This window comes from Flavobacterium hungaricum (genome assembly GCF_015182285.1).
In the GTDB taxonomy this organism is placed as follows: Bacteria; Bacteroidota; Bacteroidia; order Flavobacteriales; family Flavobacteriaceae; genus Flavobacterium; species Flavobacterium hungaricum.
In genome coordinates, this window is sequence record NZ_PRDM01000008.1 from 12,045 (window position 1) to 27,145 (window position 15,101).

Sequence of the window (15,101 nt, forward strand, 5' to 3'; positions counted from 1 at the left end):
TATATATAAAAACGAAGCACAGAAATGAATATTGAATCGTACAAAACAGATGTAACAAAGTTAGAAGATGCCGATATTTTGGTACAGCTTTTACAATTTGTTATATCCGACTGCGTCATGAATTTTGATTTGGAACATACTGATCATGTTCTAAAAATTCAAACCAACAGAGAAATCAAAGAAATGGTTTACGGCGTTTTTACCAAACAAGGGTTTAATTGTCAAATAATGTAAGGCTGAAAGAAATGGACGAGAAAAAATTAGAAGAAGAATTAAAGAAAATCTGGGACGAAACTCCTGTTTTACATTCTGAAAATGCAAAGGAAGCTTCGTGGGAAACTTTTCAATCAAAAGCTTTTGCTGCCAAAAAGTCAAAATTTAAAGTCTGGCAGTTTGCTGCGGCCGCTGTTTTGGTGTTTGGAGTTGCAGGATCTGTTTTCTTTTACAACAGTAATTCGCTTCAAAATGAGCTTTTGTTAGGTTCTACTGTAGTTGAGAATACCACATCGGTTGTAAAAACGGTTATACTTCCAGATAGTTCTAAAGTAGAATTGAATGCCAATTCTAAAATTACTTATGCCGCTAATTTTACAGTAAACAGAAAAATTGAAATTGAAGGTGAAGCTTATTTTAAAGTAAAAAAAGATAAAAAACATCCGTTTCAGGTTTTGTGTAACGATATTACAACGACTGTTTTAGGAACTTCTTTTATTGTGAAAGAACAGGCTCAAAACGGAACTATAGTAGAACTTTATGAAGGAAGCGTTCAAATCAATATCAAAAATCAGGATAAAAAATGGGTTCTTGAGCCTGGTGATAAGTTTACCTATCGCGAAAAAACAGCTGCGATTACCGATTTTAACCGATTTACGGATTTTGATAATGATAAACTTTCTGCTGTAACAGCTTATATTCAAAAAACTTATGGTTATAAAGTAACAATGCCGGAAGAATATCTTGGTAAACCAATTACGATTAGAATAAACAAAAAAGAAGATCTAAAAGATTTGACCCAATTAATAGCTGAAATGTATAATCTAAACTTTGAAATAAATGAAGAATTAAAAGAAATTGCTTTTCAGTAGAAAAGAAAAGGATGCACTAGCCGCGAAACTACACATCCTCCTCAAGGTCAGGATAGCAAGAGACTATCCGTTTAATATAAATCAAAAATACAAAAATTCATGAAGCATATAATTTCCGCGTGCTTTTTTTTATTCAGTTTATCGATGTTCTCACAAAAAGTGACGGTAACAGTAGATAAAACATTGACATTGAAAGAATTCTTTAAACAAATCGAAAGTCAAACCGACTTTAAATTTGCTTTTACAGATCAAATAGATACCAGCCAAAAGTATTTTACAGAAAAGAAAACGTTTACAAACGTCGACATTAAAAATCTGATTAACGAACTGAACAAGAATGCTGTGATTCAGTTCTCTATAACAGGTAATAATATTTTTGTAAAACAAAAAACAGCTAAGACGACTAAAAAAAAAAGCCGGCTGAGTGGAAAAGTTTTGGACGAAACAAATCAGCCGATTATAGGGGCTAATATTTTTATTAAAGAATTGCAAATTGGAGCGACTACAGATTTAAACGGGATGTTTTCGATTGATCTAGACAAAGGAAATTATACCGTTGTTATTAGTTATCTGGGTTATCAAAACAAGGAAAAACAGATTGCAATTGATAAAGATTTTAGAACTGATTTTAATCTGGAATCGAACAGCCAGGAATTGGACCAGGTAATTGTAAAGACATCCAAAGCGACTGATGTACGAAATACACAAATGAGTGTCAACAGGCTGACGATGGAAGATATTAAGCGTATTCCTGTCGCTATGGGAGAACCAGATCCTTTAAAATCGATTTTGAGTCTGCCAGGTGTTACGAACGGAGGCGATTTATCTTCTGGTTTTAACGTTAGAGGAGGCGCGGCCGATCAAAACTTGGTAATGCTTGACGGTGCGCCGGTTTACAGCGATTCGCATATGTTTGGATTTTTCTCTGTTTTTAATGCCGATGTAATCAGCGGATTGGATTTGTACAAAGGAGGAATTCCGTCTAAATATGGAGGGCGTGTATCGTCTGTACTAGATGTAAGCCAGCAGACTGGAGATTTTGACGAATATAAAGTCAATGGAGGAATCGGATTAATATCGAGCCGTCTTTTGGTTCAGGGCCCGCTTCAGAAAGAAAAAGGTTCTTTTATTTTGGCTGGAAGAACTTCGTACGCACATTTATTCTTAAAACTGGCAGATAATAAAAACTCTGCCATGTTTTATGATTTGAATGCCAAATTGAACTACCGTTTTAATTCTAAAAACAGTCTTGCATTTTCGGGTTATTTTGGAAGTGATGTTTTTGATATAAACGAAAGATTTGCCAGCACTTACGGCAATACAATGGGAAATTTAAACTGGAAACATAGTTTTTCTGACCGATTGATTACCAATATGTCCGTTTTTTACAGTGATTATAAATTTAGTCTCGGAATGTCGGCAGAAAATTTTGAATGGAACAGTAACATTAAAAGTTATGGTTTAAAATACAATTGGAACTATACGCAATCAGAAAAATTGAAAGTCAATTACGGAATCGACGGATTGTATTATGATTTTAATCCGGGTGTTGTAAAACCAACCAGTTCGACTTCGCAGTTTAATTACAAACAATTAGATAAAAAATACGCTTTAGAATACAGTGCTTATCTGGATTTAGAAAATCAGTTTTTTGATAAATTGACGATTCGTTACGGTCTTCGTTACAGTTCTTTTTTCCGTTTAGGAGGCGAAGAAATCAGTACTTATGAAGATGGAAAAGCAGTAATTTACAACCCGTTGTATAATATTTACGAGGAAGGAACTCCAACTGGTTCAACTTATTATAAAAAAGGGCAATCGATCAGCAATTTCAATAATTTCGAGCCAAGAGCGGCGATTTCGTTTGCTTTTAATGATAATACATCGATTAAAGCAAGTTACAACAGAATGGCGCAATACATTCATATGTTGTCTAATACACAATCGCCAATGCCAATGAATATATGGACTCCAAGCGGACCGTTTACAAAACCACAGCTTCTAGACCAGTATGCAGCAGGATATTTCCAGAATTTTAAAGACGGAGATTATTCTTTTGAAGGGGAGCTTTTTTATAAAAAAATACAAAACCGAATCGATTACATAGATGGAGCTAATATTTTGGCTAACAACAATATCGAACAGGTTATTTTGAACGGTAGAGCGAGATCGTACGGAATGGAAATTTTACTTAAAAAAAATACAGGAAAATTGACGGGTTGGCTTTCGTACACATTGTCGAGAGCAGAACAGCAGACTCCAGGAAGAACGCCGGAGGAGCCTGGAATTGCAGACGGAAAATGGTATTTATCGTCTTACGACAAACTGCATAATTTGAATATTGTTGGAAATTATTTATTTAACCCAAAGTGGTCCTTTAATGCCAACTTCACCTTACAATCCGGACGTCCGGCAACTTATCCAGACGGTTACTATGAATTTGGGGGTATTAATATTCCGAATTATTCTTTACGAAATGAAAACAGACTGCCATTATACCATCACTTAGATCTGGCTGCAACGTATACACCAAAACCAGACAAAAAGAAAGGCTGGCAAAGCTATTGGGTGTTTAGTATTTATAATATTTACAACAGAAAAAATACCGCTTCAATGCGATTTACTACGAACGAAGATACGGGTGTAAACGAAGCGAGAAGTTTGTCTATTTTCGGAATTGTACCGGGAGTATCTTATAATTTTAAATTTTAATATCATGCAGCGATTAAGAAAAGATATTTGGAAGAATAAAGTATTGGCTTTATTTAGTTTGATGATGATAATCCTTTTTTCGTCTTGCGAAGAAGTTGTAGATGTTGATCTGCAGACTGGAGAAGCAAAAATTGTTATTGATGCCGAAATTGTGTGGCAGAAAGGAACTGCGGGGAATGAGCAGGTCATAAAAATTAGTAAGATGGCTTCGTATTACAGTACCACAACACCAAAAGTTTCGGGAGCAGCTGTTAGAATTGAAAACAGTAATGGAGATGTTTTTACGTTTTCAGAATCTGAACCTGGAGTATACAAATGCACTAATTTTGTTCCAGTTCTTAATTCAGATTATAAGTTGTTTGTAACCGCCGAAGGAAAAAGTTTTACGGCTGTAGAAAAACTGACTTCGGTTGCGCCGATTAATAAAATAGAACAAAAAATGGTTCCTGATTTTTCGGGAGAAGATGCGATCGAATTGACTTTTTATTACACCGATCCTTTAGAGGAAACCAATTATTATCTAACCGATTATCAAAGCAGTTTCTTATTGTTTCCAGAATATGAACTTACAGATGATGATTTGTATAACGGAAACGAAATCAGCACTCGTTTTTCTAATGAAGATATGAAATCGGGAGACGTTGTAAATATTTTGCATCGCGGTATTTCTAAGAATTTCTATAATTATATGAATTTAATTTTAGAAGCTCAAAGCGCCAATCCGTTTATGGCACCGCCGGCAAATATTAGAGGTAATATCGTAAATGTCAACGAACAGAATAATTTTGCGCTGGGTTATTTCAGGCTTTGCGAAGCTGATAAAATAAGTTATCAGGTACAATAATTCTAAAAAAAATATCCGGCATTTGAGCAAAAGTTCTGCCGGATATTTTTTTTGTATCTTAGAAGTTTAATAATTTCAGTTCAATCTGATTTTTAAACTTCATTCTATGAAAGCAATTGTAATTGGCGCAACAGGTTCAACAGGAAAACACCTTGTAGATACACTTCTCGATGACAAAGATTATGAAACGGTTGTTATTTTAGTTAGAAAAACAACAGCGATAAATCATCCCAAATTAATAGAAGTGATTACTGATTTCTCTGATCTTGGAGCACTTCGTGATTCTATTAAAGGTGATGTTGCATTTTCGTGCCTAGGAACTACCTTGGCTGATGCAGGATCAAAAGAAAAACAATGGAAAATTGATTTTGATATTCCAGCTGCATTTGCGCAGATTGCCAAAGAAAATGGAGTAAATTCTTTTGTTTTAGTTTCTTCTTATGGCGCCTCTTCCAAAAGCAGTGTTTTTTATTCTAAGATGAAAGGTGAATTAGAAGAAAAAATAGAATCGTTTCTATTTAATCAATACATTATTTTTCAACCTGGTTCTTTAATACGCGAAGGCTCAACTCGTATGGGAGAAAAAATCTCAGTCAATCTGATTACTTTTTTGAATAAAATTGGAATTTTAAAGAAATTCAGACCGCTTTCTACTTCACTTTTAGCACAAAAATTAGCTAAGTCACCAAAAATTCTACCTCAAGGAAAAACGATTATCAAGTTGGAGCATATTTTTGAGTTTTAGCCAAATTTACAAACTTAACGCACAGTAACCGCAACGTACGTATACATAATAGTTAGCGCAATAGTTAGCGCAGATTTACAACCCAATAGTTAGCGCAGATTTGTAATCTGTGCCCGCAAAGCTTATACGCAAAGAAAAAAACATTCGCATACTCAATCTGTGCCCGCAAAGCTTAGCCCCAAAGTAAAAAAAATTCCAATGCTCAAAGCCCAGCACCAACACAATAATTAGCGCAGATTTGCAATCTGTGCCTGCAAAGCTTAGACGCAAAGAAAAAAACATTCCCATACTCAAAGTCCAGCATGAACCCAATAGTTAGCACACAATAGTTAGCGCAGATTTGAAATCTGTGCCCCGCAAAGTTAAACGCAAAGAAAAAAAATACATTATCATACTCAAAGAAATGAAATAGTAAATTTCAAGTCTACATTTTGTCGGCACAGACACAGCTTTTAAAGTTGCCGTAGCTAACTTTTACGATAGAGTTAAATACAAATTTTTTTTGTAAGTTAAATTTTACTTTTATATTTTTGCTTGAAAAATAATACATGTCGACAAAATATAAAGCAACGACCACAGAAGACGCTTATTTTATAACAATAACGATTGTGGAGTGGATAGATGTCTTTACCAGGCTAAATCAAAAAAACGCTATTATTGAAGCTTTGAAATATTGCCAAAACCACAAAGGTCTAGAAATATATGCATATTGTATTATGACTAATCACATTCATATGATGTGTAAAGGCATAAATGGATTTGTTTTGTCGGATATTATTCGGGATTTTAAAAAATTCACATCCAAGAAAATAATTCAAAATATTATTAATGAGCCAGAAAGCAGAAGAGATTGGATGCTTGAGAATTTTAAAAAAGCATGTGATCACTTAAAGAAAGAACAAAATTTTAAAGTTTGGCAAAACGGATATCACGCAGAACTTATTTATAGTAATAAATTTATAAGACAAAAAATAAATTATATTCATAATAATCCTGTAAAAGACAAAACTGTGAGCGCTCCTGAAGATTATTATTTTAGTTCTGCTAGAAATTATTCAAGTTTAGAAAATGATCTAGAGGTAGTGTTAATTGATTTAATTTAAACACTTTTTCTTTATTTTTCTCTCAAACTTTGCGGGCGCGGATTATAAATCTGCACTAACTGAGGTTTTTTTTTAACACTTTTTCTTTATTTTACTTTCAAGCTTTGCGTGCACGGATTACAAATCCGCGCTAACAAATCCGCGCTAACAAATCCGTGCTAACGATTGCGTAACGATTGCGTATATATAGACAACAAATTACAAACCGACAATACTTTTTAAAGAACTGCTCAAAATCGAAACTGCTTTTTCCATTTCCTCCTTTTCCAAATGACCAAATCCCAAACGTGTTGCTGTTAAATCTTTAGTTTGATAGAGGATAGTTTTAGGCAGAAACAATCCATTTGCGGCACATTCTTTTTGAAATTGAATTAAGTTAAAACGATCCAGCCATTCGACCCAAACAGCCAAACCTCTTTGCGGTACTTTAAATTTGATGCTGCCATTTAATTTTTCATTGAGAAGTGCGGTAAAATGATCGCGTCTTTCTTTGTAGATTTTTTTATTTTTTTTTGAAAGCCGATGCGCTTCACCCTCAGAAATCCATTCCGTTAAAACCTGCTCTTTAATCACATCGATTCCCGGTTCTAAAATATTTTGATGTTTTTCTAATTCCTTTATAAATTCGGAAGGAGCAGTAACAAAACCATAACTAAATCCAGACGGAAGCGATTTACCAAAAGATCCGATGTAGATGACACGTTGCTGCGAATCAAAAGCGGCTAAAGGCAGAACAGGATTATTGTCATAATGAAAATCAAAATCATAATCATCTTCCAAAATAATAAAACCGTACTGATTCGCCAGCTCCAATATTTCCATTCTTTTTTTCGCGTTAAGCGGAATCGTCGTTGGGTAATGATAATTAGAAGTCAAATATAAAATTCGAATTTTTGAAGTTTCGCAAATCTCTTTCAATCTTTTAGTATCAATTCCGTCCGCATTTACCGGAATCGAAATAATCTGTGCACCAGTATTGGTCAGCGTCATATTCGAATTGTAATAACCTGGAGAAGCCACAACCACTTTATCACCTTTAGCAATCAAAGCTTTGGTTACAAGATACAGACTAATTTCGTGACTGCTCGTAGTAAGAAGATTGGAAGTAGCAATACGCAAACCACGCGTTAAATTCAGATAATTCGAAAAATGAGTTTTAAAATTAGAATGGGAGCGAAGCAGAATCTGCTCGTAGGTTTTTGAGGTTTTCTGTCTTTTGAGTTTAGAAACATATAATCTCGCCAAAACATCGGTCTGAACCAAACGTAAATCGGGTAGTCCGTCGTTAAACTGATACGGCAGACTGCTGATCTCTGTCGGATTTTCTAGAATTGTAGATTTTTGAAATGAAAAACCAATAGCTGCATCAGAAGAGATTGGTTCTTTAGAAACGGTAAAATCGGCTTTGCTTTTTTGTTTTTGCTGTGATAATATAAATGTTCCTTTGTTCGGCAGCGTTTCAATCCAGCCTTGCGATTCCAGATCCTGAAACGCCTTTATTAAAGTATTTCGATTCACTTCTAACACTTTACACAATATTCTGGTTCCTGGAAGTTTGGTTCCTTCAGGAAGAAATCCCGTCTGAATAGCCTTTATAAACTCAAAAACAATCTGTAAATAAAGGGCTGTGCTTTCTTCGGGTTTAAGCAGAATGAAGCTTTTAAAAGGAATTTCAACCGGACTATTCATAATTACAAAACTGGTATACTTGATTAGTACGGCAAGGTACTACTTTTGCCAAAATTTTTAACCAAAATGAAAAAAATCTATCTATTGGTACTAACATCTATCTGTACTAATTTTTACGCTCAAACCAAGAAAGATTCGATTTTCGAGTTTGACGAGGTAATTATTAATCAGAACCGTTTTAGTACGCCTATTTCTAAAGAAAATAGAAATGTTTATGTAATTACAAGCGAAACTATAAAAAAGCTGCCGGGAAGAACCCTTCAGGAAGTTTTACAATATGCTAACGGAGTTGATATCAGACAAAGAGGACCGTTTGGAACTCAAGCAGACATCAGCGTTGACGGCGGTAGTTTTGAACAGACAGTTGTTTTGCTAAACGGCGCCAAAGTGATTGACTCGCAAACGGCTCATAATATGTTGAATCTGCCTCTTCCGGTAGAAGCAATCGAAAGAATCGAAGTGGTGCGAGGACCAGCGGCAAGAACTTACGGAATCAATAGTTTAACGGGAACGATTAATATTATTACTAAAAAAGCAAGTGATTCTGGAGTTTTAGTAAGTACGTATGCCGGCTCTAATTTTGAAAAAGATACTGAAGGAAGCGGGGATACTTTTTACGGAAACGGTGTTCAGGTTGGTGCTGTTCTAGGAAAAGAAAAACAACAGCACATGATTTTTGCATCACACGATAAGAGCAACGGTTACCGCTATAATACGGCTTTTGAAAACAATAAAATTTTCTACCAAGGAAATGTACAGTTTAATGAGGCTAATGAAATTCAAGCTTCGGCAGGTTACATCAACAACGGATTTGGTGCGAACGCATTCTACGCGGCGCCGGGCGACAAAAATTCAAGCGAAGCTGTACAAACTACTTTTACCAATATTCAGTCCAAACATTCGATTACAGACAGCTGGAAAATTATGCCGCGGGTAACTTACAGATACAATTATGACGATTATCGTTATTTGGGAATGGCTAATCTGAATGTGGGAAGAAGCCAGCATTACACCAACTCAATTGCAGGAGAATTAAACTCGACGGTAAAATTAGGAAAAGGCGAATTGGGTTTTGGAGCCGAATTTAGAAACGAAAATATTCATTCGTCAAATATCGGAGATCACGACCGCGAAAATGTGGGAGTCTACGCAGAATACAGAACCAATTTTACGGAGAAATTAAACGTAAATATCGGAACTTATTTAAACTACAACTCAGACTATAAATGGCAGCTTTATCCCGGAATTGATGCGAGTTACGAAATTACAGACGAATTTAAAGTAATCGCTAATGTAGGAACAAGCCAAAGAATACCGTCCTTTACCGATTTGTATTTGAAACAAACCGGAAATATCGGAAACGCCGATTTAGATTCTGAAAATGCTTTTCAGAGCGAAATCGGATTTAAATTCAACAGAAAAGCCTTGAGTTTAAATGCGAATTATTTCTATAGAAAAATTGATAATTACATCGATTGGATGCGTAACCTGACGACACAGCCTTGGCAGAGTCAGAACACAGGAGATTTAAACACCAACGGCGTAAACCTTCGCGGTACTTATAGATTTGATTTTTCTAAAGATTCAAGATTAAATATTGTTTTAGGATACACCTATTTGGATTCCGAATTCAAGAGTTCGCGAACAGAAATATATTCTAAGTATTTAATTTCTTCTTTAAAACATCAAGTAACCAATACAATAGATTATCAGTATAGAAATCTATCGGTATTATTTGCTACACGTTTTAACCAAAGAATCACAGGACCTTCTTACTGGATTAACGACTTTAGAGTTAGTCAGTCGATTAAGAAATTCACCATCTTTTTAGATGCCCAGAATATCTTTAATACCACCTATTATGAAGTGGGGGCAATTCCGCTGCCATCAAGATGGTTTACATTGGGAGCTAAATTTGTAACGTTTTAGTTTTACTTATTTTTTAGGATTAGTTAATGGAGAAAAGCCCTGCACGAGATATCTTTTGATATTTTGTGCAGGGTTTTGTATGTTTAAAATATACTTTCTATGAAATCGACTCGTTTACTGAAATTATTTTATAACACACATAAAACCTATTTAAACATCGTTTTTTATAAAGTTAGTTATATCTTTGCCATCGATTTTGGTCTGTTTTTTCATCAGAAAAAATAGTTAAAAGGGAATCAGGTGTAAATCCTGAACAGACCCGCTACTGTAAGTTCTATACAAGTCTTTAAACATTACTTATGCCATTGTCTCGCTTGCGGGATGAGAAGGCCGTTTGAAGATGGAACAAGTCAGGAGACCTGCCACGATCACATAGTTTAAAACTTTCGTGGTATGAAGTTGATGACACAAGATGGTAACCTGCTGCAGGACAGCGGGCCTATATCTATGTTTTTGTAATACATCACCGAGAGTTTTTTTTAAATAAATCGTGATGTATCATTTTAGAAAAACGTTTTTAGCTTTTATTTTATTTTTTCCTTTTTTGCTTCATTCGCAGACAGTGACCGATAGTTCGCGTGTTTTAAAAGAAGTTGTTTTAAAAGGAAAACCCTATCAGGAAGTGATTCCGGTACAAAGTCTTTCGGGAGTTCTACTCGAAAAATTGGCGAGCCATAATGTGGCCGATGCGCTCCGGTATTTTGCAGGAACCCAAATCAAGGATTATGGCGGCGTGGGCGGACTAAAAACGGTCGACGTCCGTAATATGGGAACCCATCATGTTGGTGTTTTTTATGACGGAATCCAACTCGGAAATGCCCAAAACGGTGTGACGGATCTCGGAAAATATTCGCTTGACGACATGGAATCACTGACGATGTACAACGGTCAAAAAAGTGAAATTTTTCAGTCGGCTAAAGATTTTGCTTCGGCCTCGGCTATTTATTTAAGAACCAAACGCCCTGTTTTCTCTGGGAGTAAAAAATCAAATCTGCTCGTTCGTTACAAAACGATGTCAATTGATTATCACGATCCTTCTTTTAGATGGGAACAAAAACTGAGTGACAAAGTAAGCCTGAGCGTGAGTTCTGAATACATTAAATCGAACGGAGAATATAAATTTAGATACAAAAGAAAAAATCAGGACGGAAGCGTTGCCTACGATACCACTGCAACAAGATACAACAGCGACATTGAAGCCTTTCGATTTGAATCGGGTGTTTATGGAAAAATAAACAACGGTTCGTGGGATGCCAAAGTGTATTATTATGATTCTGAAAGAGGCGCACCGGGAGCCATTGTAGAAAATAAATTCAGGGACGGATTCAGGCAGTTTGATAAAAACTTTTTTGCACAAAGCTTTTTTACCAAAGACATCTCTGAAAAATATAAATTTCAGGCAAAAGGAAAATTTGCCTATGACTACACGCATTACATTGCACGTGACACGACTAGTGTTTTAGGTGAAATAGTGACTGAGGGTGCACAGTCTGATGACAGCTATTTTCAGCAGGAAGCGTATTTCTCAGCCGTAAATCTCTACAGCATTTTACCAACTTGGGATGTTTCGCTGTCAACCGATTTTCAATACAATAAATTAAATGCAACCCGAAGAGGAATTCAGACCCAGTTTTCTTTTCCGCAGCGTTATACTGCACTGGTTTCGCTTGCCACTTCTTATCGCTATGAAGGTTTTAAAGTTTTAGGAAATGTCCTTGCAACCCGCGTAATAGAAGAAGTAAAATTCAACGCCAAAGCGCCTAATAAAACCGAATTCACACCCGCTTTATTTCTGGGTTATACTCCCTTCAAAAAATACGATTTCAATTTAAGGGCTTTTGCCAAGCGAATTTTCAGAATGCCGACTTTCAACGATTTGTATTATACGATGGTTGGTTCCAGTACTTTAAAACCAGAATACATGAACCAGTACGACGTTGGCTTTACCTGTAATTTTGGTGTAAAAGAAAGCTTTTTAGACAAATTTTCGATTCAGGCAGATGCCTATTATACCAATACGAAAGACAAAATTGTCGCAGCGCCTACAGGAAATTTATTCCGCTGGATGATGACCAACATCGGACAGGTAAAAGGAAAAGGAATCGAAACGGTTGTCAATTTAGGAACTCATATTGATAAAGTAAATCTCGCCGCCAATCTGACTTATGCCTATTCTCAAAGTCAGGATTTTACCAAATTTTCTGGTCTGGAATTATCTTCTTACGGCGATCAGATTCCGTATACGCCGTGGCACAGCGGTTCTGGAATTCTGAATGCAGGTTACGAATCTTGGAACTTTAATTACAGTTTTATCTACGTTGGAAAACGCTATAACGGAAACGTCAATAATATTAAAGTAAATGAAGTCCAGCCGTGGTATACGCACGATTTGGCCGTTCAAAAAGCATTTACTTTCAATAAATACAAATTGAATGGCACGATAGAAGTGAACAATGCTTTTAATCAGCATTATGAGGTGATATACAATTATCCGATGCCGGGGAGAACATTCAAATTTATAATCAGTTTTGAGATATGAAAAAGAGCATTATAAAAATACTATTTGGTTTAACCATTGCTGTTTCGCTGGTTTCCTGTCGCGAAGACGAAACAATATTTCTTTCGTCAGACGTAAGTGTTGCCGCACCGAGAAGTGACGGAAAGATTGAAGGATTTTATCTTCTTAACGAAGGTAATATGGGAATGAACCGAGCGAGTATCGACGTTTTTAATTACCGTACAGGAAATTATACCACCGATGTTTATTCGGAACGAAATCCGAATGTGGTAAAAGAATTGGGCGATGTCGGAAACGATATTCAGATTTATGGCGATAAGGTTTATGCAGTTATAAATGTTTCGAATAAGGTAGAAGTTTTAGACAAATGGTCGGCAAAACGCATCAAAAAAATCGACATTCCCAATTGTCGGTATGTGGCTTTTTACAAAGACAAAGCCTATGTGAGTTCGTATGCCGGTCCTGTTGCGATTGATCCGAATGCCGAAATTGGTTTTGTTGCCGAAATTGATACTACTTCTTTAGAAATAAAAAGAAAAGTAACCGTTGGTTATCAGCCCGAACAAATGGTGGTGCATAACGGGAAATTGTATGTGGCAAATTCTGGCGGTTATCGCGTTCCAAACTACGATCGAACAGTTTCTGTGATTGATTTGGAAACCTTTACAGAAATCAAAAAAATTGATGTCGGCATTAATCTTTACGGAATGCGTATTGACAGCCGCGGTGATATTTATGTAAGCTCCCGCGGTGATTACTACAACACGCCATCAAACCTTTTTGTGATTGATACCCAAACAGACGAGAAAAAAATGCAGCTGGATATTCCTGCTCTGGGAATGTGCCTCGTCGACGATCTGCTGTATTACTACAGTGTTTCCTGGAGTTATCTCACCAACAGCAACAAAATCACTTATGGAATTCTAGACACGAGAACCAAAAAAATCATCAGCGATAAAATTATTACCGACGGAACGGACAAAAAAATCATGATTCCGTATGGACTTCAGGTAAATCCAGAAACCAAAGAAATCTATATTACAGACGCTCAAAACTATGTCGTAACGGGGTATATCTACTGTTTTACACCAGAGGGAAAACTGAAATGGAAAACTACAGCGGGAAATATTCCTGCCCATATTGCCTTTATAACCAAAAAATAAAAAAAATGAATCAAAGAGTACTTAAACATTTTCGAATTGCACTATTTGCCGTTTTGGCAATAATGCTCACAAACTGTTCAGGCGGCGATGATAATTCTGGATCGGGTGGAGGAGAACCACAAACGAATGAGATTAAAACACAGCGTTTTGCGATTGTGACTTTAAGTTCAAATAGTAATGCGAGTGCAGATGCCGTTTACAATTGGTCGGCTGCTAACGTTTCATCAGAAAATTATTCGTTAACCAATGCCACTTCAAAAGAAGCTTTGTTTGCTGCTGCAGCAGAAGGAACGTATGTTTTTAATGTTGCAATTACGGATAAAGGAACCACTCAAACGCAAAAAGTAACTGTTGTAGTTGGAGAAGAAACCAAAGAACTAAAAAGCTTTATTTCTAAAGTGTTTGAATTTAAACCAGCTCCGGGACAATTTGTAAATGATCTTCCAGTGGCAAACGATGGCGATACAGCGGACAGAGTTTTGGCAAGAGCAAATTCGTATTTAGCCAAGAAAAACGGAGATCTTATTTCGCTTGGAGCTTTTGGCGGTTATGTGATTTTTGGTTTTGATCACAGTATCGTAAACGTAAAAGGCAAACGGGACTTTAGAGTTTTAGGAAATGCTTTTTGGGCAGAAGCCAATCCAAACCCAAATGCGGAGTTTCGCGGCGGAAGCAGTGAAGCGGGCGTGATTATGGTTTCGTACGATAAAAATAAAAACGGACTTCCGGATGATGAATGGTACGAAATCGAGGGCGGCGGTCATAAAATGGCAAAAACAATTCACAATTACGAAATAACCTATCACAGACCAGATCCAAATAAAATTCCGGTTTCGGGCGGAGGAACAGGAACGGTTCTTTTTACAGACATAGAATACATTTATTGGAAAGACAATCAGGGAAAAGACGGTTACTTGGCGCAAAATAACGCTTACAATCACTCTTTAGAATATTGGCCAAAGTGGCTTAAAGATCAGGCGACAATGACTTTTAAAGGAACCCGATTACCAGACAATGCAGTAGACGAAAGCGGCAACGGAAGTTACTATGTGCAATATGCATTTTTATACGGTTATGCTGACAATGCACCAAATAATGACAACGATTCTGCCATAGACATTGATTGGGCTATTGACCAAAATGGAACAAAAGTACAGCTTCCGGCAATAGACTTTGTAAAAGTTTACAACGGATTGAATCAGCAGGCGGGCTGGCTGGGCGAAAGTTCAACAGAGATTTCCGGAGCTTCAGATCTGCATCTTTTAGGAGAGAATATCCCAACCCGATAATTTTTAACCAGTATCAAATCAAAT

The 15,101-nt window shown here is 36.3% G+C and carries 11 protein-coding genes and 1 riboswitch; of the genes, 10 read left to right on the forward strand and 1 reads right to left on the reverse strand.

Annotated elements, in window-relative coordinates:
- The first annotated feature begins 24 nt into the window (after positions 1-24).
- The 6 genes from C4F50_RS25070 (at position 25) to C4F50_RS25095 (ending at position 6,489) form a co-directional block, all read left to right on the forward strand.
- The gene (locus C4F50_RS25070; protein WP_194141376.1) at positions 25-234 is read left to right on the forward strand and encodes a hypothetical protein; all 210 of its coding nucleotides are present in this window, start codon (positions 25-27) and stop codon (positions 232-234) included.
- A complete protein-coding gene (locus tag C4F50_RS25075; RefSeq protein WP_228012141.1) occupies positions 219-1,085 on the forward strand; it encodes a FecR family protein in 867 nt (288 codons plus the stop codon). Before C4F50_RS25070 ends, C4F50_RS25075 begins: the two co-directional genes overlap by 16 nt.
- Before the next feature lie 99 nt (positions 1,086-1,184).
- Entirely contained in the window at positions 1,185-3,797 is a 2,613-nt protein-coding gene (locus C4F50_RS25080; RefSeq protein ID WP_194141377.1) for a TonB-dependent receptor, read from the forward strand.
- Positions 3,798-3,801: 4 nt separating this feature from the next.
- Complete coding sequence (locus C4F50_RS25085) at positions 3,802-4,641, forward strand: DUF4249 domain-containing protein (protein WP_194141378.1); 840 nt, start codon at positions 3,802-3,804, stop codon at positions 4,639-4,641.
- A gap of 106 nt (positions 4,642-4,747) precedes the next feature.
- Positions 4,748-5,386 carry an NAD(P)H-binding protein gene (locus tag C4F50_RS25090; protein ID WP_194141379.1) on the forward strand — a complete coding sequence of 213 codons (639 nt, stop codon included), beginning with the start codon at positions 4,748-4,750 and terminating at the stop codon, positions 5,384-5,386.
- Between the two features lie 548 nt (positions 5,387-5,934).
- On the forward strand, positions 5,935-6,489 hold the full coding sequence (locus C4F50_RS25095; RefSeq protein WP_194141380.1) for an REP-associated tyrosine transposase: 555 nt from the start codon (positions 5,935-5,937) through the stop codon (positions 6,487-6,489).
- A gap of 198 nt (positions 6,490-6,687) precedes the next feature.
- Here C4F50_RS25095 and C4F50_RS25100 read toward each other — a convergent pair whose 3' ends face one another.
- On the reverse strand, positions 6,688-8,178 hold the full coding sequence (locus C4F50_RS25100) for an aminotransferase-like domain-containing protein (RefSeq protein ID WP_194141381.1): 1,491 nt from the start codon (positions 8,176-8,178) through the stop codon (positions 6,688-6,690).
- A 66-nt stretch (positions 8,179-8,244) separates the two neighbouring features.
- On the opposite strand from C4F50_RS25100, the gene C4F50_RS25105 reads away from it, so the two are divergent.
- The 4 genes from C4F50_RS25105 (at position 8,245) to C4F50_RS25120 (ending at position 15,077) form a co-directional block, all read left to right on the forward strand.
- Positions 8,245-10,107: a TonB-dependent receptor plug domain-containing protein gene (locus C4F50_RS25105; protein WP_194141382.1), complete on the forward strand. Its 1,863-nt coding sequence runs from the start codon at positions 8,245-8,247 to the stop codon at positions 10,105-10,107.
- Between the two features lie 180 nt (positions 10,108-10,287).
- Positions 10,288-10,488, forward strand: a riboswitch (cobalamin riboswitch).
- A gap of 112 nt (positions 10,489-10,600) precedes the next feature.
- Complete coding sequence (locus C4F50_RS25110) at positions 10,601-12,646, forward strand: TonB-dependent receptor (RefSeq protein ID WP_194141383.1); 2,046 nt, start codon at positions 10,601-10,603, stop codon at positions 12,644-12,646.
- Positions 12,643-13,788, forward strand: a complete 1,146-nt coding sequence (locus tag C4F50_RS25115; protein WP_194141384.1) for a DUF5074 domain-containing protein — start codon at positions 12,643-12,645, stop codon at positions 13,786-13,788. Before C4F50_RS25110 ends, C4F50_RS25115 begins: the two co-directional genes overlap by 4 nt.
- 5 nt (positions 13,789-13,793) lie before the next feature.
- The gene (locus C4F50_RS25120) at positions 13,794-15,077 is read left to right on the forward strand and encodes a PKD domain-containing protein (protein ID WP_194141385.1); all 1,284 of its coding nucleotides are present in this window, start codon (positions 13,794-13,796) and stop codon (positions 15,075-15,077) included.
- Positions 15,078-15,101: the final 24 nt, after the last annotated feature.